Below are 14,326 nucleotides of genomic sequence, written 5' to 3'. Positions count from 1 at the left end.
ACTTATTTGCCCAGCGCTTCGCGGTAGGCACGCAGGCGGCCCTGCAGGCCAGGCCGTGCGGCGGAAGCGACGAGTTCGGCCATGTCGGCCGCGCGGGTATCGGTATGGGTGACGCGGAACAGCCGCGTGGTGGCATCGTCGCCAAGGCTTCGGCGGGCGGTGTCCGCGCGCTCGCGCTCGGAGGCCCAGCCAGCTTGATCGGCCAGCGCAGTGACGAAGCCACGCGCATGCGCCTCCACTCCAGCGAACGTGATGCCTTCCTGCAACACCAGGCGGGCCCAGCTTTCACCCACCAGGCCCGCAAAGCGGCGGCTACCGAGCACGAGGCCGAAACCCAGCCCCGGCATGCGGAACGATGCATCGGGTGTGGCCACGCGGCGGTTGCATACGGCGAACAGATCGACGCCGGCACCAAAGTTGCGACCATGTGCGAACGCCAACGTGTCGTAACGGGCGTGGAACACGCGCTGCAGCAACTGCTCGATGCGGAGGAAGCGCAGCACCAGATCGCCGTCGCTCTGCGCGTCGTAGCCGCCGAAATCGAAGCCGGCGGAGAGGTTCTTGCCTTCGCCACGGAACACGACGAGGCGCGTGCCGTCGGCGTCCGCGGCGTCGAGTTCCGCGTGCAACGCATCCACCAGCGAGGCGGATAGCGCGTTCATCTTTTCCGGGCGGTTGAGCGTCAGTTCGAGCACGCCATCGCCGCGCCGTGCCAGCAACTCACCCATGGCGGGCCTCCGCCGTGGCGAGCGCGTCGCCGAAGATCTCCGCGTTGTGCTCGCCCAGCGCGGGCGGCCGGCGGTAGATCGGCTGGCCCTGGCCATCGAAGCGCAACGGCGAGGCGAACGTGCGGGTGACGACGCCCGAGGGCAGTTCAAGCGGTTGCACCCAGCCCATGAACGCCACCTGCTCGTCGGCCAGCGCATCGCTGTAGCTGTTGATCGGGGCGCACGGAACACCCGTCTCGCGGAACATGGTCAGCACCTGCGGCACCGAAAGCGTCTCGAATACCGATTCGAAAATCTGCTTCAGCTCAGCCTGGTGCTGCGCCCGCAACGCGGTGGAACCGAAACGTTCGAGGCCGGCAAGGTCTTCGCGGCCGATGGCGGCGGCAGCCGACCGGAACAGCGCGTTGTTGCCCGCGGCCATGGCCACATAGCCATCGGCCACCTTGAACGCCTGATAGGGCGCGTTGCGCGGGTGCGCCGAGCCCAGCTTCACCGGGTCGATGCCACTGCCGAAGTACTGGCTGGTCTGCAGCGCGCCCACGGCGAGCGAGGCGCCGAACATCGAGGCATCGATATGCGTGCCCTTGCCGTGCTCACGCACATCGCGCAGCGCGCTGGCGACGGCGAAGGCCGCATACAGGCCCGTGGCGAAATCGGAAAGCGGCACGCCGCACTTCACGGGTGCGCCACCTTCCTCGCCGGTGACGCTCATGACGCCGGCCATGGCCTGGATGGTGAGGTCGAAGCCGGCTTCGCCCGCACGCGGGCCATCCTGTCCGAAGGCCGAAATAGAGCAGTAGACCAGCTTCGAATTGATCGCCGAGAGCGTGGCGAAATCCAGCCCGAGTCGGGCCATGACACCGGGACGGTTGTTTTCTATGACGACGTCGGCACCGGCGGCGAGTTCGCGGGCACGGGCGTTGTCGTCGGGGTCCTTGAGGTTGAGCGCGACGGAGCGCTTGTTGCGATTCACCGACGCGAAGTTCTCGCTGAAGCCTTCGCTCATGGGGGGCCAGGCGCGCATGCTGTCGCCGCCCTCCGGGTGTTCCACCTTGATGACGTCGGCGCCCATGTCGGCCAGCAACATGGCGCAGAAGGGGCCTGCGGCGACGCTGCAGAACTCGACGACTCGAATGCCTTTCAAAGGCTGCACGTGGGGTACTCCTCAGGTAAGTTCAGGCGGCGAGCGGCGGGTAGCCGGGCTGCGAATAGCCGAGCGACCGGGACAGGCCGAGCGCCGCCTCCATCACCAGCTGGCTGTATTTGCGAACGCTGGCCGGGCGCAGGCGTTCGACCGGGCCGGACATGCCGATGGCGGCCACGGGCATGCCGTGCATGTCGAAGACGATGGCGGCGACACCGCCCACGCCCTCGCGCCACTCGCCGCGGTTCACGGCAAAGCCCTGGCGGCGGACGCGGCCGAGTTCTTCCAGCAACGCGTCGCGCGAAGCGATGGAGCGCTGCGTGGGCGAGGAGAGCCGGGCGGGCAGTTCCCGTAGCACGGCTTCGCCCTGCCAGGCGAGCAATGCCTTGCCGGACGCGACGCAATGCGCCGGAGCCCGGCCTCCGATGGTCGAATACGCGCGAACAGGTTGCGGCGACTCGATCTTGTTGAGGTAGATGACGTCCATGCCTTCGAGGATCGAGAGGTGAATGGTTTCCTTCGTCAGCCGGGCCAAATGCTGCATGAAAGGATCCGCCAGCTGGCGGACGTCGATGCGCGCCACCACGCCGCTGGCCATCTCGAACAACTTCAGCGTGCACTCGTACGTGCCGGCGACGCTGCCGGGCCGCACATATCCCGCGGCGATGAGCGTCTGCAGTGTCCGGTGCACGTTGCTCTTGGTGAGTTCGAGCTCGCGGGCCAGTTCGCTGACCCCACGGGGCGCGCGTGAACGGGCCACGGCCTCGAGCACGTTCAGGCCTTTCAAAAGGGTGGTGTCCATCGTTCCAATATCCAAAACGGTGTTCCAAATAACCGTAAACCTGTTCGAAAGACGCCGTCAAGCGATGCTGCAACGCATCAAAATAAGTAGTCGAATCAACGTATTACATGCTGGAACGGGCCGAAAAAACCTGTTGACGCCTTCTCGGCCTCTCTGCTTGACTGTTTTACATCACGGTACGGCGTATCAATATGTGGAACGCGCTAAAGCCGTGTCATCCTGCAATCGTCTCGGGGAGAGAACGGCATGGCACAGGTGCAAGAAGGCGGTTCGAAGTTCGGCCGCGTGTTCAAGGTAGTCAGCGGCAACTTCCTTGAGATGTTCGATTTCATGGTCTACGGGTTCTACGCGTCGGCCATCGCCCATGCGATCTTCCCGAACGCAAGCGGCTACGTTTCCCTGATGATGTCGCTGATGACGTTCGGCGTCGGCTTCCTGATGCGTCCGGTGGGTGCGATCGTGCTGGGTGCGTATATCGACCGGCACGGCCGCCGCAAGGGCCTCATCGCCAGCCTTGCCATCATGTCGGTGGGCGTGCTGATCATCGCCTTCACGCCGGACTACAAGACCATCGGTCTGGCGGCCCCGCTGCTGGTGGTCGTCGGCCGTTTGCTGCAGGGTTTCTCTGCCGGTGCCGAATCCGGCGGCGTCTCGGTATACCTCGCCGAGATCGCGCCGCCCGGCAAGCGCGGCCTTTATGTGGCATGGCAGTCGGCCAGCCAGCAGGTGGCCGTGATCTTCGCCGCCGTCCTCGGTGTGGTGCTGCGCTTCTCGCTGAGCGAGGAACAGATCATGGCATGGGGCTGGCGCATCCCGTTCGTCATCGGCTCGCTCATCGTGCCGCTGCTGTTCTACATCCGCCGTACGCTGCAGGAAACCGAATCGTTCGAGAAGCGTGCCGCGACGCACACGCCCACGCTGCGCGAGATCTATGCCGGCCTGCTCACGAACTGGAAGATCGTGCTGAACGCGGTGATGCTGGTGACGCTCACCAGTGTGATGTTTTACCTGATCACCGCCTATACACCGACGTACGGCAAGAAAGTGCTGAACCTCACTGCGCGCAACGCCTTCGTGGTCACCGTGTGCGTGGGCATTTCAAACTTCATCTTCGTGCCGCTGATGGGCGCGGTATCCGATCGATTCGGCCGTGTGCGCACGCTCACCACGTTCTCGCTGGCGGTGGCCATCACGGCTTACCCGGCCATGGCCTGGCTCGTCGCTGACCCGTCATTCGGACGCATGCTCGCCGTGCTGCTGTGGTTGTCCTTCCTTTACGGCGGCTACCAGGGCGTGATGGTGGTGAGCCTCACCGAAATGATGCCGGCGCACGTCCGCGCCAGTGGCTTCAGCGTGGCGTATAGTCTGGCGCAGGCGATCTTCGGAGGCTTCACCCCAGCGGTGAGCACTTATTTGATTCACAGCACGGGCGACAAGGCCATGCCGGGCGCGTGGCTAGCGGCCTCGGCCGTCGTCAGCTTCTTCGGCGTATGGATGCTCCACCGCAGCGGTGCGCCGGTGGGGAAGGGCAGCCGGGATACGGCAGCAGGCCAACCCGTCGCCAAGCACGGCACTGTCGCACGGGTGGCCCACTGATGCGCCGCCGGATCCTCGCAGCCGCGACGTTCGCCTGTATCGTCGCCGGTGCCCACGCAGACGACTTCTTCCGCGATGCCAGGGTCGACGGCGAGGTGCGCCTCTACCGCTTCGACCGCAACTATGACAACCCGACGAGCAAGGATCAGTTCTCCAATTCGCTGGCGGGCCTGCTCACGGTGCACAGCGGCCAGGTGAATGGCTTCAGCGCGGTGGTCACGGGCTTCTCCGCACATTCGTTCGGCACGCAGTCACACGACAAGGGGCGCATCGATGCCTCGCTGATGGGCCCGGACAACGTCATCGACGGCTTCACCCAGGCCTACGTGGAATACGCAAACCGTTGGGTGGTGGTCCGCGCCGGCGACCAATACCTCGACACGCCGTGGATGGGCCGGTCCGATTCGCGTGTGATACCGGCTTCCTACCAGGGCGCCACGCTGGACTTCAAGCCGGCGAAAGGCTGGGATATCTATGCCATCCGCACGCTGCGCTGGAAAAGCCGCACGTCGGACGGTTACAACGACGACAACGTGTATTACCCGTCCACGTACCACGGCGACAGCATGTACGGTAACAACGGCTCGCTGCCCTCGTCGGCGCGTTCGCAGGATGGCACCACCGCTCTCGGCAGCGCGTATGCCGGTCACGGCCTGAAGGCCCAGGCGTGGTACTACGACTTCGAGCACTTCGGAAGAATGGGTTATATCGATGGCATGTACACCATCGACACCGGCACCCTGCTGAAGCCCTTCATCGGCGCTCAGTTCGTGAGAGAGACGACGGGTTCCGACAACGTCATCGTCGATACGCACACGAAGATCACCGGCGTGGCCGGCCAGCGCGTGGACGCTTCGGCGTGGGGCGTCGACGCCGGCGTGGGCGTGGGCAAGGCAAAGTTCGATGTCTCGTACAACAAACTCGACAGCGACCGGAACGCGGTAGGGGCGGGAGCCATCATCTCGCCGTATACCAACACCTACGCCACCGACCCGCTCTACACGACCTCGATGCTGCGTGGCCTGGTGGAGCAGGGCCCTGGGCACGCTTGGAAGGCGCGCGCGCAGTACAGCCTGCTGCACGACGACCTGCAATTGATCGCGTCGTACGCGCACTACGACACCGTGCTTCGCGGCACCAGCCACGATGTCTACGTCGACATCGTATGGAAGCTCGACAAGCTGCTGAAGGGGCTGCAGCTACGCAACCGGTGGGAGCACACCGTGGGCGGAAGGAACAACTTGAATCCAGGGAACATGCCCTGGACGAATAACCGGCTGATGCTCAGTTATCGGTTTTGAGTCGGCTCGCCCACGGACCTGCGCGCGCGGAGAAGGCGTGATGGATCGCCTTCCCCGCGGCATGCGTGCGTGGCGTGGCAGGGTCAGACGGCGACGAGCCCGCCGTCGACGACGAGCTCGGCACCCGCGATGTAGCTGCTCTGGCTCGACGCAAGGAAGAGCACCGCTTCTGCGACTTCTTCCGTTTGGCCGATGCGGCCGAGCGGAATGAGCTGATTGAACATCTCCTCGGCGCCCGGCCGGATGTCGAGGTAGCCGCGCATCAGTTGCGTTTCCGTGCCGCCAGGCGCAACGACGTTGACGCGGATGCCGCGGTCCTTCAGGTCGGCCGTCCAACTGCGGGCGAACGAGCGCACCGCCGCCTTGGTGGCGTTGTAGAGCGACTGCCCCGGAAAACCCTTGGCTCCGGCGACAGACCCGTTGAGGACCACCGTGCTGCCCGCGGTGAGCAACGGCAGCGCCTTCTGCACGGAGAAGAGCAGGCCACGGACGTTCACGCCGAAGATCCGATCGAAGTCCTGTTCGGCGATGTCGGCCAAGGGAAGGGCGTCGGAGTCCGCCGTGCCCGCGTTTGCGAAGAGCACGTCCAGCTTGCCGTGATCCTGGCGGATGCGGTCGTAGAGGCGGTCCAGGTCGCCCAGATCGGTCACATCGCCCTGGACGCCCACGGCGGCATCGCCGAGTTCCTCAACCGCCGTGTCCAGCCGGTCCTGTCGGCGGCCGGTGATGTACACGCGCGCGCCTTCCGCAATGAACGCCTTTGCCGTGGCGAGGCCGATGCCCTCGCTGCCGCCGGTGATGGCCACGATCTTGCCCTCGAAACGCTTGTTCATAGGAGCCCCTTTATATAAGTGGAGGATTGCTCCATTTAATATATGGAGGCATCATCCACTTTGCAACCGGGACTCCCATGACCGAAGCCATCCAGACGATCGACGAGACGCCGCTACGCGCCGACGCGGCGCGCAATCGCGAGCGCATCCTCGCGGCGGCGGACGAGGTGTTCTCCGAGCGCGGCGCCGACGCGTCACTCGAAGACGTGGCGAAACGCGCAAAGGTGGGTATCGGCACGCTCTACCGTCGGTTCCCCACGCGTGAAGCGCTACTTGGCGCGCTCTGCGACGAGCGATTGCTTGCGCTTGCCGCCAACAGCCGGACGCGCGACGACGTGATGGACCCCGGTGCTTCGCTCCGCGCGTTCATGATCGAACTCGCGATACATGCGAGCCACTACCAGGGGCTGGCCGTGCAGCTCGGCACGGTGCTCAAGAGCCACACCACGGGATGCCACGCGGGCACCGCGGAAGGGCAGCGGTTGCTGCAGCGTGCGCAGAAAGCCAAGGCCGTCGCCAAGAACGTTTCGTTCGACGACCTGCTTTGCGTCATCACGGCGATCTCGCTGGCGGTGGAGCAGGGCGGGGTGGTGAAGTCACGGGTTACGCACCTTGTCGATCTGTTTCTTGGAGGGATCAGGTTGCGGTGATGCGGCGAGACGGCTCGTAGCGCGTTCGGTCATCGCCGGATCGCTGGTCGCACGGCGATGACCGAGGCTTATCTCCATCATGCCGAGAACATGCCGTGCCGTATCACGGCCGTTGCATGTACCGGTATCCAGGCCGGCATTGTGGCCCCCGTAAGGAGTGTAGACATCGGTCGCAGTGACGTGAAACAAACCGATGGTCGGAACACCGGCCGCAGCGCCAAGGTGCATGACGCCGCAATCGGCGGTGATGAACAGGTCCAGCCCACTCAGCACCGCCGCCATCCGGCGGATGTCCGACGAGTAGTAGCCCGGCCATGCCTCGCGCAGCATGGAATGTCCGTGCGCGGGAATGATCTCCAGGATCGATGCCGTGGGATGGGCCGCGCACAGCGTGGCCATGAAGTCGGCCCACCATTCCGTGGTGTAACGCTTGGCGCCGGTCGCATTGCCGAAGATGCCGATACGGAGCGTCGTTGGCGCACCGTGGCGGGAAGCGGTCAGCGCCGCGACGGCTTCCCGGCCTTCCGAGCGCTCGTCCTCGCTCAGATGGATCGCCAGGGGCGGATGGCTCCGGAAGGCGGAAACGTCGCCCCCCGACGCCCAGCGGACCAGGTTCACGGGGCGTTTCGCCATGTGCCGTCCCGCTACCGCTCGGGGCGCGGCATGTGTGAGCGCTTTGGTAGGCGCATCGCTGAAACCCAGTTTGTAGCGCCCCCGAAAGATCCTTGTCAGCGTCCTGGCGAAGCCCGAGCGCACGCTCGGGTCCACGATCAGGTCATAGTGCGTGCGCCGGATGCGCAGGATCATCCGCAGGAACGCGATCGGATGCTTGAAGCCACGACGGGGCAGGCAAAAGACCTGTCTTACGTTGAAGAAGCCCTTGAACACATCGTGCGCGATATCCCCCTCGCTGACGACGTCGATCTCAGCCCCCCTGTAGAGCGTCTGGAGCTCGGTGATGAGCGGGGTAAGGAGCAGCGTGTTGCCCAGCCGATGGTTGGGACGGCAGACGAGGATGCGGTAGATCCCGTGACCGATGATGGGATTCGGCATGGTCACGGGTCGCTCCGCGCGTGGTGGGACAGATCCGGCAGAACCTTCTTCAGCGCGCTGTCGACCAGTGCGGGGAACACGCCATTGAGGCGTGCGAACAGGCTTTCGGGGAAACCGAGGTAAGCCTCGTTCCGCTCCTGCTCGATAGCTCGCACGATGCGTGTCGCCACCCACGAAGGCTCATCCATGTGCATGAGCTTGCGCTCGGCCATGAGGTGCACCGCCGGAGGATTGAAGGCCGTGCGGACGGCCCGAGGGGCGACGTAGGTCACCCCGACGCCTGTACCGTGCAATTCGCGACGCAAGGCCTGCGAGAAACCGCGCAGGGCGAACTTGCTGGCCGAGTAGGCGGTGAAGCCGGGATAGCCGATGCTTCCGAAGGTGGAGCCCACATTGACGATCCGCCCGGAACCCCGGCCCAGCATGGCAGGCAACACCTCGCGCGCCATTTGCATGGGCGCCTCGACGTTGACCTGCAGGGCACGGGTAATGGCGCCGGCATCCACCTCGTCGAAGAAACGGAAGTCCAGGACGCCGGCCAGGTTGATGAGTACGTCGAGACCGCCGTAGGCCTGGACCATGCGCCGCACCGCAGCGCGACGGGCCGATGCGTCGGTGAGGTCGGCCTGGATGACGACGGCATCCAGCCGCTGCGTGGCGACGAGATGATCGAGGCTGGCGACGGACGCATCGGTGCGCCCGAGCAGGCCCAGCCGCGCACCTTTTGCGGCGAGCGCCTCGGCCAGTTCCCGGCCGATGCCACCCGCGGCACCGGTGAGGAGGATGCGTTGCGAGCGAAGATCTAGGCTCATGGTTACTTGTCCGCGGCGATGGTATCGATCAGCTTCTGCACCTGCGCCCGCCGCCCCTTGTCCGCCAATTCCCGGCCTGGCCGCGGTGGGGCGGCGAGCGCCTTTTTCAGGTGTTCCATGGCGCCGTTCTTGTCACCCGTCTTGTAGAGGAAATCGGCGTAGAAATAGTTGGGGTCGATGCCGTCGGGATCGATCTGCAAGGCCTTTTGCAGGAGCGTTCGTGCCTTGTCCTTGTCTCCGAAACCCAGCGGCCAGCCGGGAACCTGGTAATAAAGACTGCCAAGCGTCGTATAGATGGACCCGTGCAAGACGTCGGGCTGGATCTTCTGCGCTTCCTGGAGCAGATCGCGGGCGTGTTTCGCCATGCCAAGCGCGGCCAGGCCACCGTGCTCTCCTGCATGCGTGGACAGGATGATGGCTTGCCATACCCGCGGTTCGGCCCGTTGTGGGTATTGGGTTATGAGTGCCGAACCCCGGGTTTCGAGCGCGGCGTATGCGTCGTCCTGCTGTGCCTTGGGCAACTCATAGGTTACGTGCGACCAGTCCTGGCTCAGGCCCTTGATGGCTGTGTCCAGGTCGTCGGCACGGGATAGCGCGGGAACGATCGCGAGGCACGCGCAGACGAGCATGGCGATCGATGAACGGGAAGCGATCATGCGGTGGCTCCTTCGGATGTGGTGGCATCGATTTCGCGGAAGATGTCGCCGTAGAGCACGTAGAACCGGTTGGCCGCGTGGATAAGGACCTCACGGTCGGCTTCCGTCTCGAGGCGATCGACCAGGCGCTCGTAGAAGCCCACGTGGTCTACGTCGAGCGCGCCGTGCGAAGCGAGATAACGAAATGCGGACTTCGGTAAGCCAAGCGCCGTCTGAAGCGCTCCCGCCGCACGGGTGGCGAGCGCCACGCTGATGCCTTCCAGCACGAACACCATCCCTAGAAAGGACACGGGATTGCCGCGAGCGATGCCGTCATGGGCGTAGGCGATCATCATTTCCGTGGAGCGCATGGGCGGTGCAAGACGAATCGCGTCGGCGTCCGCGCCACAGGCGAGCAGATCGTCGAGGATCCACTGGTCGTGGCCGATCTCTTCCTCGATGTATTCGGCGATCGCCGGCAGCATCCAGCGGAGCCGCTCGGGAAGGTGGTAGCCCATGCCCATCATGAGCGGAACGGTCTGCCGCACGTGCTGGTATGCCTGGCCCAGGAACGCGATGTATTCGTGTGGCGTCACCTGACCACGCAGGGCGCGCTGGATGATGGGGATGGACAGGAATACCTGCCGGTTCACTTCTGTGTCGCGCACGAGACGATCATGGGTGGACATGCGGAGCTTCTCTTTCATAAAGGGCATCGATGTTGGAGGCGTAGCGGGTTGCGATGGCCTGCCGGTCCAGCGCGCCGGTGGGACGGGCCAGTCCGTCATGGGCGCTGAAAGGTCGTTCGGCGGCACACCACGCGCGAATGCGTGCGTAATCGGGAAGCCGGGCGTTGGCCGCGTCGACGGCGCTGTCGACCTGACCGGGCGATGCGCCCGGCGTCGGCACGATCACCGCTACGTTGAAATCCCGTCCTTCGCCGAGTACGGCGGCTTGCAAGATGGCTGGCGTGGCGACGAGTTCGCTCTCCACCCATTCCGGGGACACATTGCGTCCGTATGCGGTGGCGAAGGCGGTTTTCTTCCTGCCGTTGACGTAGAGGAAGCCGTCGGAGTCGAGCCACCCTGTGTCACCGGTATGCCATTTCTCTGGAGGCGCCTCGTTCAATCCAAGATAACCGCCGAAAAGCGCGCCGGCGACAATGATCTCGCCGTCATCGGCGATGCGCAGGCGCGCATGCGGCAAGGGAGTACCCACGCTTCCCGGGCGCTCGTTGCCAGGCCGGTTCATGCAGACAACCGACGTGGCTTCCGACAACCCATATCCTTCGTACACCGGAATGCCCAGCGCCTTGGCGCGACCTATCAACGGCTCGGAACACGGCGCGCCGCCGACGGCCACGAAGCGCAGCGTGGAAGGAAGGGTTGCCCCACCTTGCACGCATTCGACCAGAAGCTTCAGCAGCTGCGGAACGAGGATCGTGGCGGTAGGTGCGAAGCGATGAAACGCGGCAAGGAACGCACGCGGATCCACGGTGCTGGAACCCGTGAAACCGCATTGCGTCAGCGAAGGCAGCATGGCGGTGGCGCCACGGCTCAGCGGCACATAGACGCCGCCTATGTTCGCAAGCAGCGTGGATAACGGAAGCACGGTGAGGCTTCGATCGCCTGGTTCGGCGGACACCGCGCTCGCCAGGGACTCCGTGACCTGGTCTATGGAGTCACCGGTAACGCATACGCCTTTCGGCTGCCCGGTGGTTCCCGATGTATACGTGATCTTGCGCGTGTCGGACGGCAGCGTACGCCGATCTTTGACCTCGAGGCTGAAGAGGTGAAGCTCGGCGTCGGCTACCACGATCGCCTCGTGATAGAGCATGCGTGACGAGGCCACGCCGCAATCAGGGCGATCGGTGATGAGCAGATCGGGAGCCGCATCGGCCAGGAGGTGCTCGACCTGCCCGTCACTGAAAAAGGCGGGCACAGGTATCGATACGGCGCCGCACGCGGCGATGGCGAGGTCGACGACGGCCCACGCGACACCATTGTCCACCATCACCGCGATGCGCTCGGCGGCTATACGGGCGCCGACGGCCGCGATCGCCCGGTTGAGATCGCGGTACGTCAACGTCGAACGGCCATCGTCCAGCGCGATCTTGCCCGGTTGCGTGAGCGCATGCCGTGCCATCTGCTTCAGGACGTGTCGCATCACGCACCTCCGCACGTCGAGGCGCACGGGGATACCTCCGGATCGGCGCTCTCGCGGCTTTCGCGCAGCAGCGCCCGCAGCCATGGCTGCGACGGGCCGATGTGCCGATGCAGTTTCCTATGGCCCGAATCGATGTTGCCCACGCACACGACGGGCTTGGTGCGGTAGTAGTCGCCCCAGTGCGAGCCGCCGTCTGCCAGACGGGAGGCCTGTGCGGTGGCCAGTTCGATCGGATGCAGGCCCAGGCGCTGGAAGGCATTGACCAGCGCGCGTGTGGCCGTGAACAACACCCAGCGGTAACCCCGCGCGTGCAGGTGTTGCGTGGCGGCGGCGATAACCCAACGGGTATCGCCGGGTTTATCGAGTGCGAGGTGGCCGACCTCGACGAGTTCGCCGCGATCGATCCGGATACCTAGCCGATCGGCGATCATGTGTGGCGCCGGCGAGGATAGATATTGTTCCGAGAACAGCGCACCGTCGTGACCGCCACGAAAGCCGACCACCGCCCTGTGCCGGTCGTGGTCGCGGAAGCTCAGCAGGGTGGGATGAAAGGTCCGGACGTCCGCGCCGTAGCGCCGCTCGAAAACCCGACGCACGAATGCCTCGGCGTCGGTGCGCTCGGGGTGTTGCGCATCGATGACGTTCACCCTTACCGGGTTGCGCAGTTCGGCGAGCAGGGGCTCCACCGTGTCGAGCACGCAAGGATCGAACGAAGAAGGCGAGGGGGCAGGGGACATGGACATCGCTCGCGAGGGGTGGGGTGCCCTCTTAATTGCGAGATCCGTGCCATCCATCTATCGCATTGATGGATATGGAAATAACTTCAACTTTACGCGCCGAAACGCCCTTCATTCGTTGCAGTGCGCATGAATTGTCTGCAAGAAATGTCGGGGTGAATCAGGGGCCGGCACGGTCCGGACAAAGTGCCGGCATGTTCGTCATGCTCCCCGGCCATGGCAGCAGCATGACGACATGGACGCTCGCGTCGACATGACACGATGCCACGTAGCCGATCGCGCCCGGGGTGGCCGCAACGAACCTGACAACGGCCTCGTCCGAACCGAGCACGTAGGGAGGGCTGACGCCCTGGAAGTACTGCTTGTCCCAATAATCCTGCAACCGCGTGGCAGGCATGCGCACGATCGCGCGAGAGAAGGCGTCGCGCAGCGGTGCCTCCGTGGGAAGGTTCACCGGCGTGAGCTTCAGGCCGTCATCGTCGACAAAGATGCGCTTAAGGTAGACATTGCGCAGCGTGTCCCGATCGAACGACAGCCGCGGTTCCGCAGGCGCGGTAATCACGGCGATCTGCAACTGCGCCGCCCATGCCGGTTGGCCGGCAGCGACCAGCGCACCGACAAGGTAACGCGCGATGCGTCTGCTGGTTCGCATGCGTCAGAACAACACCGACACGGAGGCCAGCCACCCGGCCGGGACGATGTCACCGCCGCGCCCGTTCCGGTGTTCCAGCTTGAGGACCACCCCCGGCACGGGCCGGTAGTTGATCGCTTCGGTGCGCACCGTCGTCGTGGTTTCCGGCATCGACGTGTGATATCGCTCCAGCCGGCCGATGAGGTAGAGCCGGGCGGCGATGGGGACGCCCGCCTCGATGAAGCCACCGCGTTCGTCGGACAGTTGCGATGGCCCCGACCGGTAGATCGCTTCACCCGTCAATTCCAGGTACCGCATGGTCCATGTGAAGTCGACACCGATGAGCTGGTAATCGTGCCGCGGTGTCTCCAGTTGATAGTTCACGTACGAAGCGCCGACGCTGAGGCTGTCGCCCGCAAGGTGGTACAGGACACGGCCGCCCACCGCGTGGCGAAAGTTGTTCCGCGGGCTGCGGTCGCCGGTGTAATCCGTGAATGCGTCGTCCGCATCCTGCCCCACGCCCAGTGACTGGCTGTTGTCGGCGAACACCCAATAGTCGAGATCCTGACCCTTGATGCCGACCGTACCGAACGCCATGGCACCGGAGGCGTGGCGGGCGAACGCCGCCGACGTGGATAACGGGCGTGAAACCGTCCACGTCAGTGGGTCGGCATGGACGAGGTTCCACTCACCCACCGGGGTGAGGAACTTGCCGAACCGGAACGTGACCGAGGGGGTGGCGTGGAAATCGGCATAAAGGCGCTCCACATCCACCTCGGCCTCGCCCCCCTCATTCCGGGCGCCGGTCACGTTGGTGGTGCGGGAGGTCGCCAGTTCGGTAAAGAGCTGCCACCGGCTGCCCAGGTCCTTGGTGACGAACATGCTGGCGTCACGGAGACTCGATGTGCTGCGCGACCCGTCCAGGTCGAAGAAGTGAACATCAGCGTATCCGCCGATACGAAGGCCCAGGGCCGGAAAGTAGAGCCCCTGGCCCAGGGTATAGGGCGCCGGCTGCCAGGGGTTCTCGTCCGTGGTGCCGGCGGCATGGACCGGAGAGGCCGCGCAAAGGGCCGCCACGAGAGCGATCACGCCCAGGCTCGGGGGAGGACGCGGGTACCGGCTCATGGATATACCTTCAGGGGGATGAAACGTGGACGATTCTGCGACACTGATGCCGGCATTCGCAAAGCTGACCTGCCTTGACCACACGATCGGTACTCTTTCGGCTCCTGTTATGG

The 14,326-nt window shown here is 64.8% G+C and carries 15 protein-coding genes; 3 read left to right on the top strand and 12 right to left on the bottom strand.

All coding sequences use genetic code 11. The annotated features are described in order from the left end of the window. Positions 1–2: 2 nt before the first annotated feature. From FHS47_RS07085 to FHS47_RS07075, 3 genes are read right to left on the bottom strand one after another with little or no spacing between them, the layout of a single operon-like run. Positions 3–728, bottom strand: coding sequence for an enoyl-CoA hydratase/isomerase family protein (locus FHS47_RS07085; protein ID WP_167024917.1), 726 nt, complete (start codon positions 726–728; stop codon positions 3–5). Beyond that, positions 721–1,881, bottom strand: a complete 1,161-nt coding sequence (locus tag FHS47_RS07080) for a CoA transferase (RefSeq protein WP_167024914.1) — start codon at positions 1,879–1,881, stop codon at positions 721–723. Before FHS47_RS07080 ends, FHS47_RS07085 begins: the two co-directional genes overlap by 8 nt. Before the next feature lie 22 nt (positions 1,882–1,903). After that, the gene (locus FHS47_RS07075; RefSeq protein ID WP_167024911.1) at positions 1,904–2,674 is read right to left on the bottom strand and encodes an IclR family transcriptional regulator; all 771 of its coding nucleotides are present in this window, start codon (positions 2,672–2,674) and stop codon (positions 1,904–1,906) included. A 246-nt stretch (positions 2,675–2,920) separates the two neighbouring features. Here FHS47_RS07075 and FHS47_RS07070 point away from each other — a divergent pair, with 246 nt between their 5' ends. Then, positions 2,921–4,270: an MFS transporter gene (locus FHS47_RS07070; RefSeq protein ID WP_167024908.1), complete on the top strand. Its 1,350-nt coding sequence runs from the start codon at positions 2,921–2,923 to the stop codon at positions 4,268–4,270. Next, positions 4,270–5,571: an OprD family outer membrane porin gene (locus tag FHS47_RS07065; RefSeq protein ID WP_167024904.1), complete on the top strand. Its 1,302-nt coding sequence runs from the start codon at positions 4,270–4,272 to the stop codon at positions 5,569–5,571. Before FHS47_RS07070 ends, FHS47_RS07065 begins: the two co-directional genes overlap by 1 nt. A gap of 83 nt (positions 5,572–5,654) precedes the next feature. Here the strand turns inward: FHS47_RS07065 and FHS47_RS07060 are convergent, their stop codons facing one another. Further along, positions 5,655–6,404, bottom strand: a complete 750-nt coding sequence (locus tag FHS47_RS07060; RefSeq protein WP_167024901.1) for a glucose 1-dehydrogenase — start codon at positions 6,402–6,404, stop codon at positions 5,655–5,657. Positions 6,405–6,481: 77 nt separating this feature from the next. On the opposite strand from FHS47_RS07060, the gene FHS47_RS07055 reads away from it, so the two are divergent. Then, complete coding sequence (locus tag FHS47_RS07055) at positions 6,482–7,054, top strand: TetR/AcrR family transcriptional regulator (protein WP_167024897.1); 573 nt, start codon at positions 6,482–6,484, stop codon at positions 7,052–7,054. Here the strand turns inward: FHS47_RS07055 and FHS47_RS07050 are convergent. From FHS47_RS07050 to FHS47_RS07015, 8 genes are all read right to left on the bottom strand, one after another. Then, positions 7,001–8,107, bottom strand: a complete 1,107-nt coding sequence (locus FHS47_RS07050; RefSeq protein ID WP_247741385.1) for a glycosyltransferase family 9 protein — start codon at positions 8,105–8,107, stop codon at positions 7,001–7,003. The genes FHS47_RS07055 and FHS47_RS07050 overlap by 54 nt on opposite strands. Positions 8,108–8,109: 2 nt before the next feature. Continuing rightward, positions 8,110–8,919 carry an SDR family oxidoreductase gene (locus tag FHS47_RS07045; RefSeq protein ID WP_167024891.1) on the bottom strand — a complete coding sequence of 270 codons (810 nt, stop codon included), beginning with the start codon at positions 8,917–8,919 and terminating at the stop codon, positions 8,110–8,112. 2 nt (positions 8,920–8,921) lie between these two features. Next, complete coding sequence (locus tag FHS47_RS07040) at positions 8,922–9,575, bottom strand: tetratricopeptide repeat protein (protein ID WP_167024888.1); 654 nt, start codon at positions 9,573–9,575, stop codon at positions 8,922–8,924. After that, a complete protein-coding gene (locus FHS47_RS07035) occupies positions 9,572–10,243 on the bottom strand; it encodes an iron-containing redox enzyme family protein (protein ID WP_167027750.1) in 672 nt (223 codons plus the stop codon). Before FHS47_RS07035 ends, FHS47_RS07040 begins: the two co-directional genes overlap by 4 nt. After that, positions 10,230–11,720, bottom strand: a complete 1,491-nt coding sequence (locus FHS47_RS07030) for an AMP-binding protein (RefSeq protein WP_167024886.1) — start codon at positions 11,718–11,720, stop codon at positions 10,230–10,232. The genes FHS47_RS07035 and FHS47_RS07030 overlap by 14 nt, the downstream gene beginning before the upstream one ends. Further along, positions 11,720–12,457, bottom strand: coding sequence for a thermostable hemolysin (locus FHS47_RS07025; RefSeq protein ID WP_167024884.1), 738 nt, complete (start codon positions 12,455–12,457; stop codon positions 11,720–11,722). The genes FHS47_RS07030 and FHS47_RS07025 overlap by 1 nt, the downstream gene beginning before the upstream one ends. Before the next feature lie 160 nt (positions 12,458–12,617). Beyond that, complete coding sequence (locus tag FHS47_RS07020; RefSeq protein ID WP_167024882.1) at positions 12,618–13,109, bottom strand: hypothetical protein; 492 nt, start codon at positions 13,107–13,109, stop codon at positions 12,618–12,620. 3 nt (positions 13,110–13,112) lie between these two features. Next, a complete protein-coding gene (locus FHS47_RS07015; protein WP_167024880.1) occupies positions 13,113–14,213 on the bottom strand; it encodes a porin in 1,101 nt (366 codons plus the stop codon). Positions 14,214–14,326: the final 113 nt, after the last annotated feature.

The sequence above is a fragment of the Luteibacter sp. SG786 genome, assembly GCF_011759605.1.
GTDB lineage: Bacteria > Pseudomonadota > Gammaproteobacteria > Xanthomonadales > Rhodanobacteraceae > Luteibacter.
Note: the sequence above shows the minus strand (reverse complement) of the source record. Positions and strands in the feature narration are given on the sequence as shown.

Bases quoted from the DNA above. Each gene is read 5' to 3' on its own strand.
- FHS47_RS07020 (WP_167024882.1), bottom strand. From the start codon at position 13,109: ATGCGAACCAGCAGACGCATCGCGCGTTACCTTGTCGGTGCGCTGGTC.
- FHS47_RS07045 (WP_167024891.1), bottom strand. From the start codon at position 8,919: ATGAGCCTAGATCTTCGCTCGCAACGCATCCTCCTCACCGGTGCCGCG.
- FHS47_RS07035 (WP_167027750.1), bottom strand. From the start codon at position 10,243: ATGTCCACCCATGATCGTCTCGTGCGCGACACAGAAGTGAACCGGCAG.
- FHS47_RS07025 (WP_167024884.1), bottom strand. From the start codon at position 12,457: ATGTCCCCTGCCCCCTCGCCTTCTTCGTTCGATCCTTGCGTGCTCGAC.
- FHS47_RS07055 (WP_167024897.1), top strand. From the start codon at position 6,482: ATGACCGAAGCCATCCAGACGATCGACGAGACGCCGCTACGCGCCGAC.
- FHS47_RS07040 (WP_167024888.1), bottom strand. From the start codon at position 9,575: ATGATCGCTTCCCGTTCATCGATCGCCATGCTCGTCTGCGCGTGCCTC.
- FHS47_RS07065 (WP_167024904.1), top strand. From the start codon at position 4,270: ATGCGCCGCCGGATCCTCGCAGCCGCGACGTTCGCCTGTATCGTCGCC.
- FHS47_RS07030 (WP_167024886.1), bottom strand. From the start codon at position 11,720: ATGCGACACGTCCTGAAGCAGATGGCACGGCATGCGCTCACGCAACCG.
- FHS47_RS07075 (WP_167024911.1), bottom strand. From the start codon at position 2,674: ATGGACACCACCCTTTTGAAAGGCCTGAACGTGCTCGAGGCCGTGGCC.
- FHS47_RS07015 (WP_167024880.1), bottom strand. From the start codon at position 14,213: ATGAGCCGGTACCCGCGTCCTCCCCCGAGCCTGGGCGTGATCGCTCTC.
- FHS47_RS07050 (WP_247741385.1), bottom strand. From the start codon at position 8,107: ATGCCGAATCCCATCATCGGTCACGGGATCTACCGCATCCTCGTCTGC.
- FHS47_RS07060 (WP_167024901.1), bottom strand. From the start codon at position 6,404: ATGAACAAGCGTTTCGAGGGCAAGATCGTGGCCATCACCGGCGGCAGC.
- FHS47_RS07070 (WP_167024908.1), top strand. From the start codon at position 2,921: ATGGCACAGGTGCAAGAAGGCGGTTCGAAGTTCGGCCGCGTGTTCAAG.
- FHS47_RS07085 (WP_167024917.1), bottom strand. From the start codon at position 728: ATGGGTGAGTTGCTGGCACGGCGCGGCGATGGCGTGCTCGAACTGACG.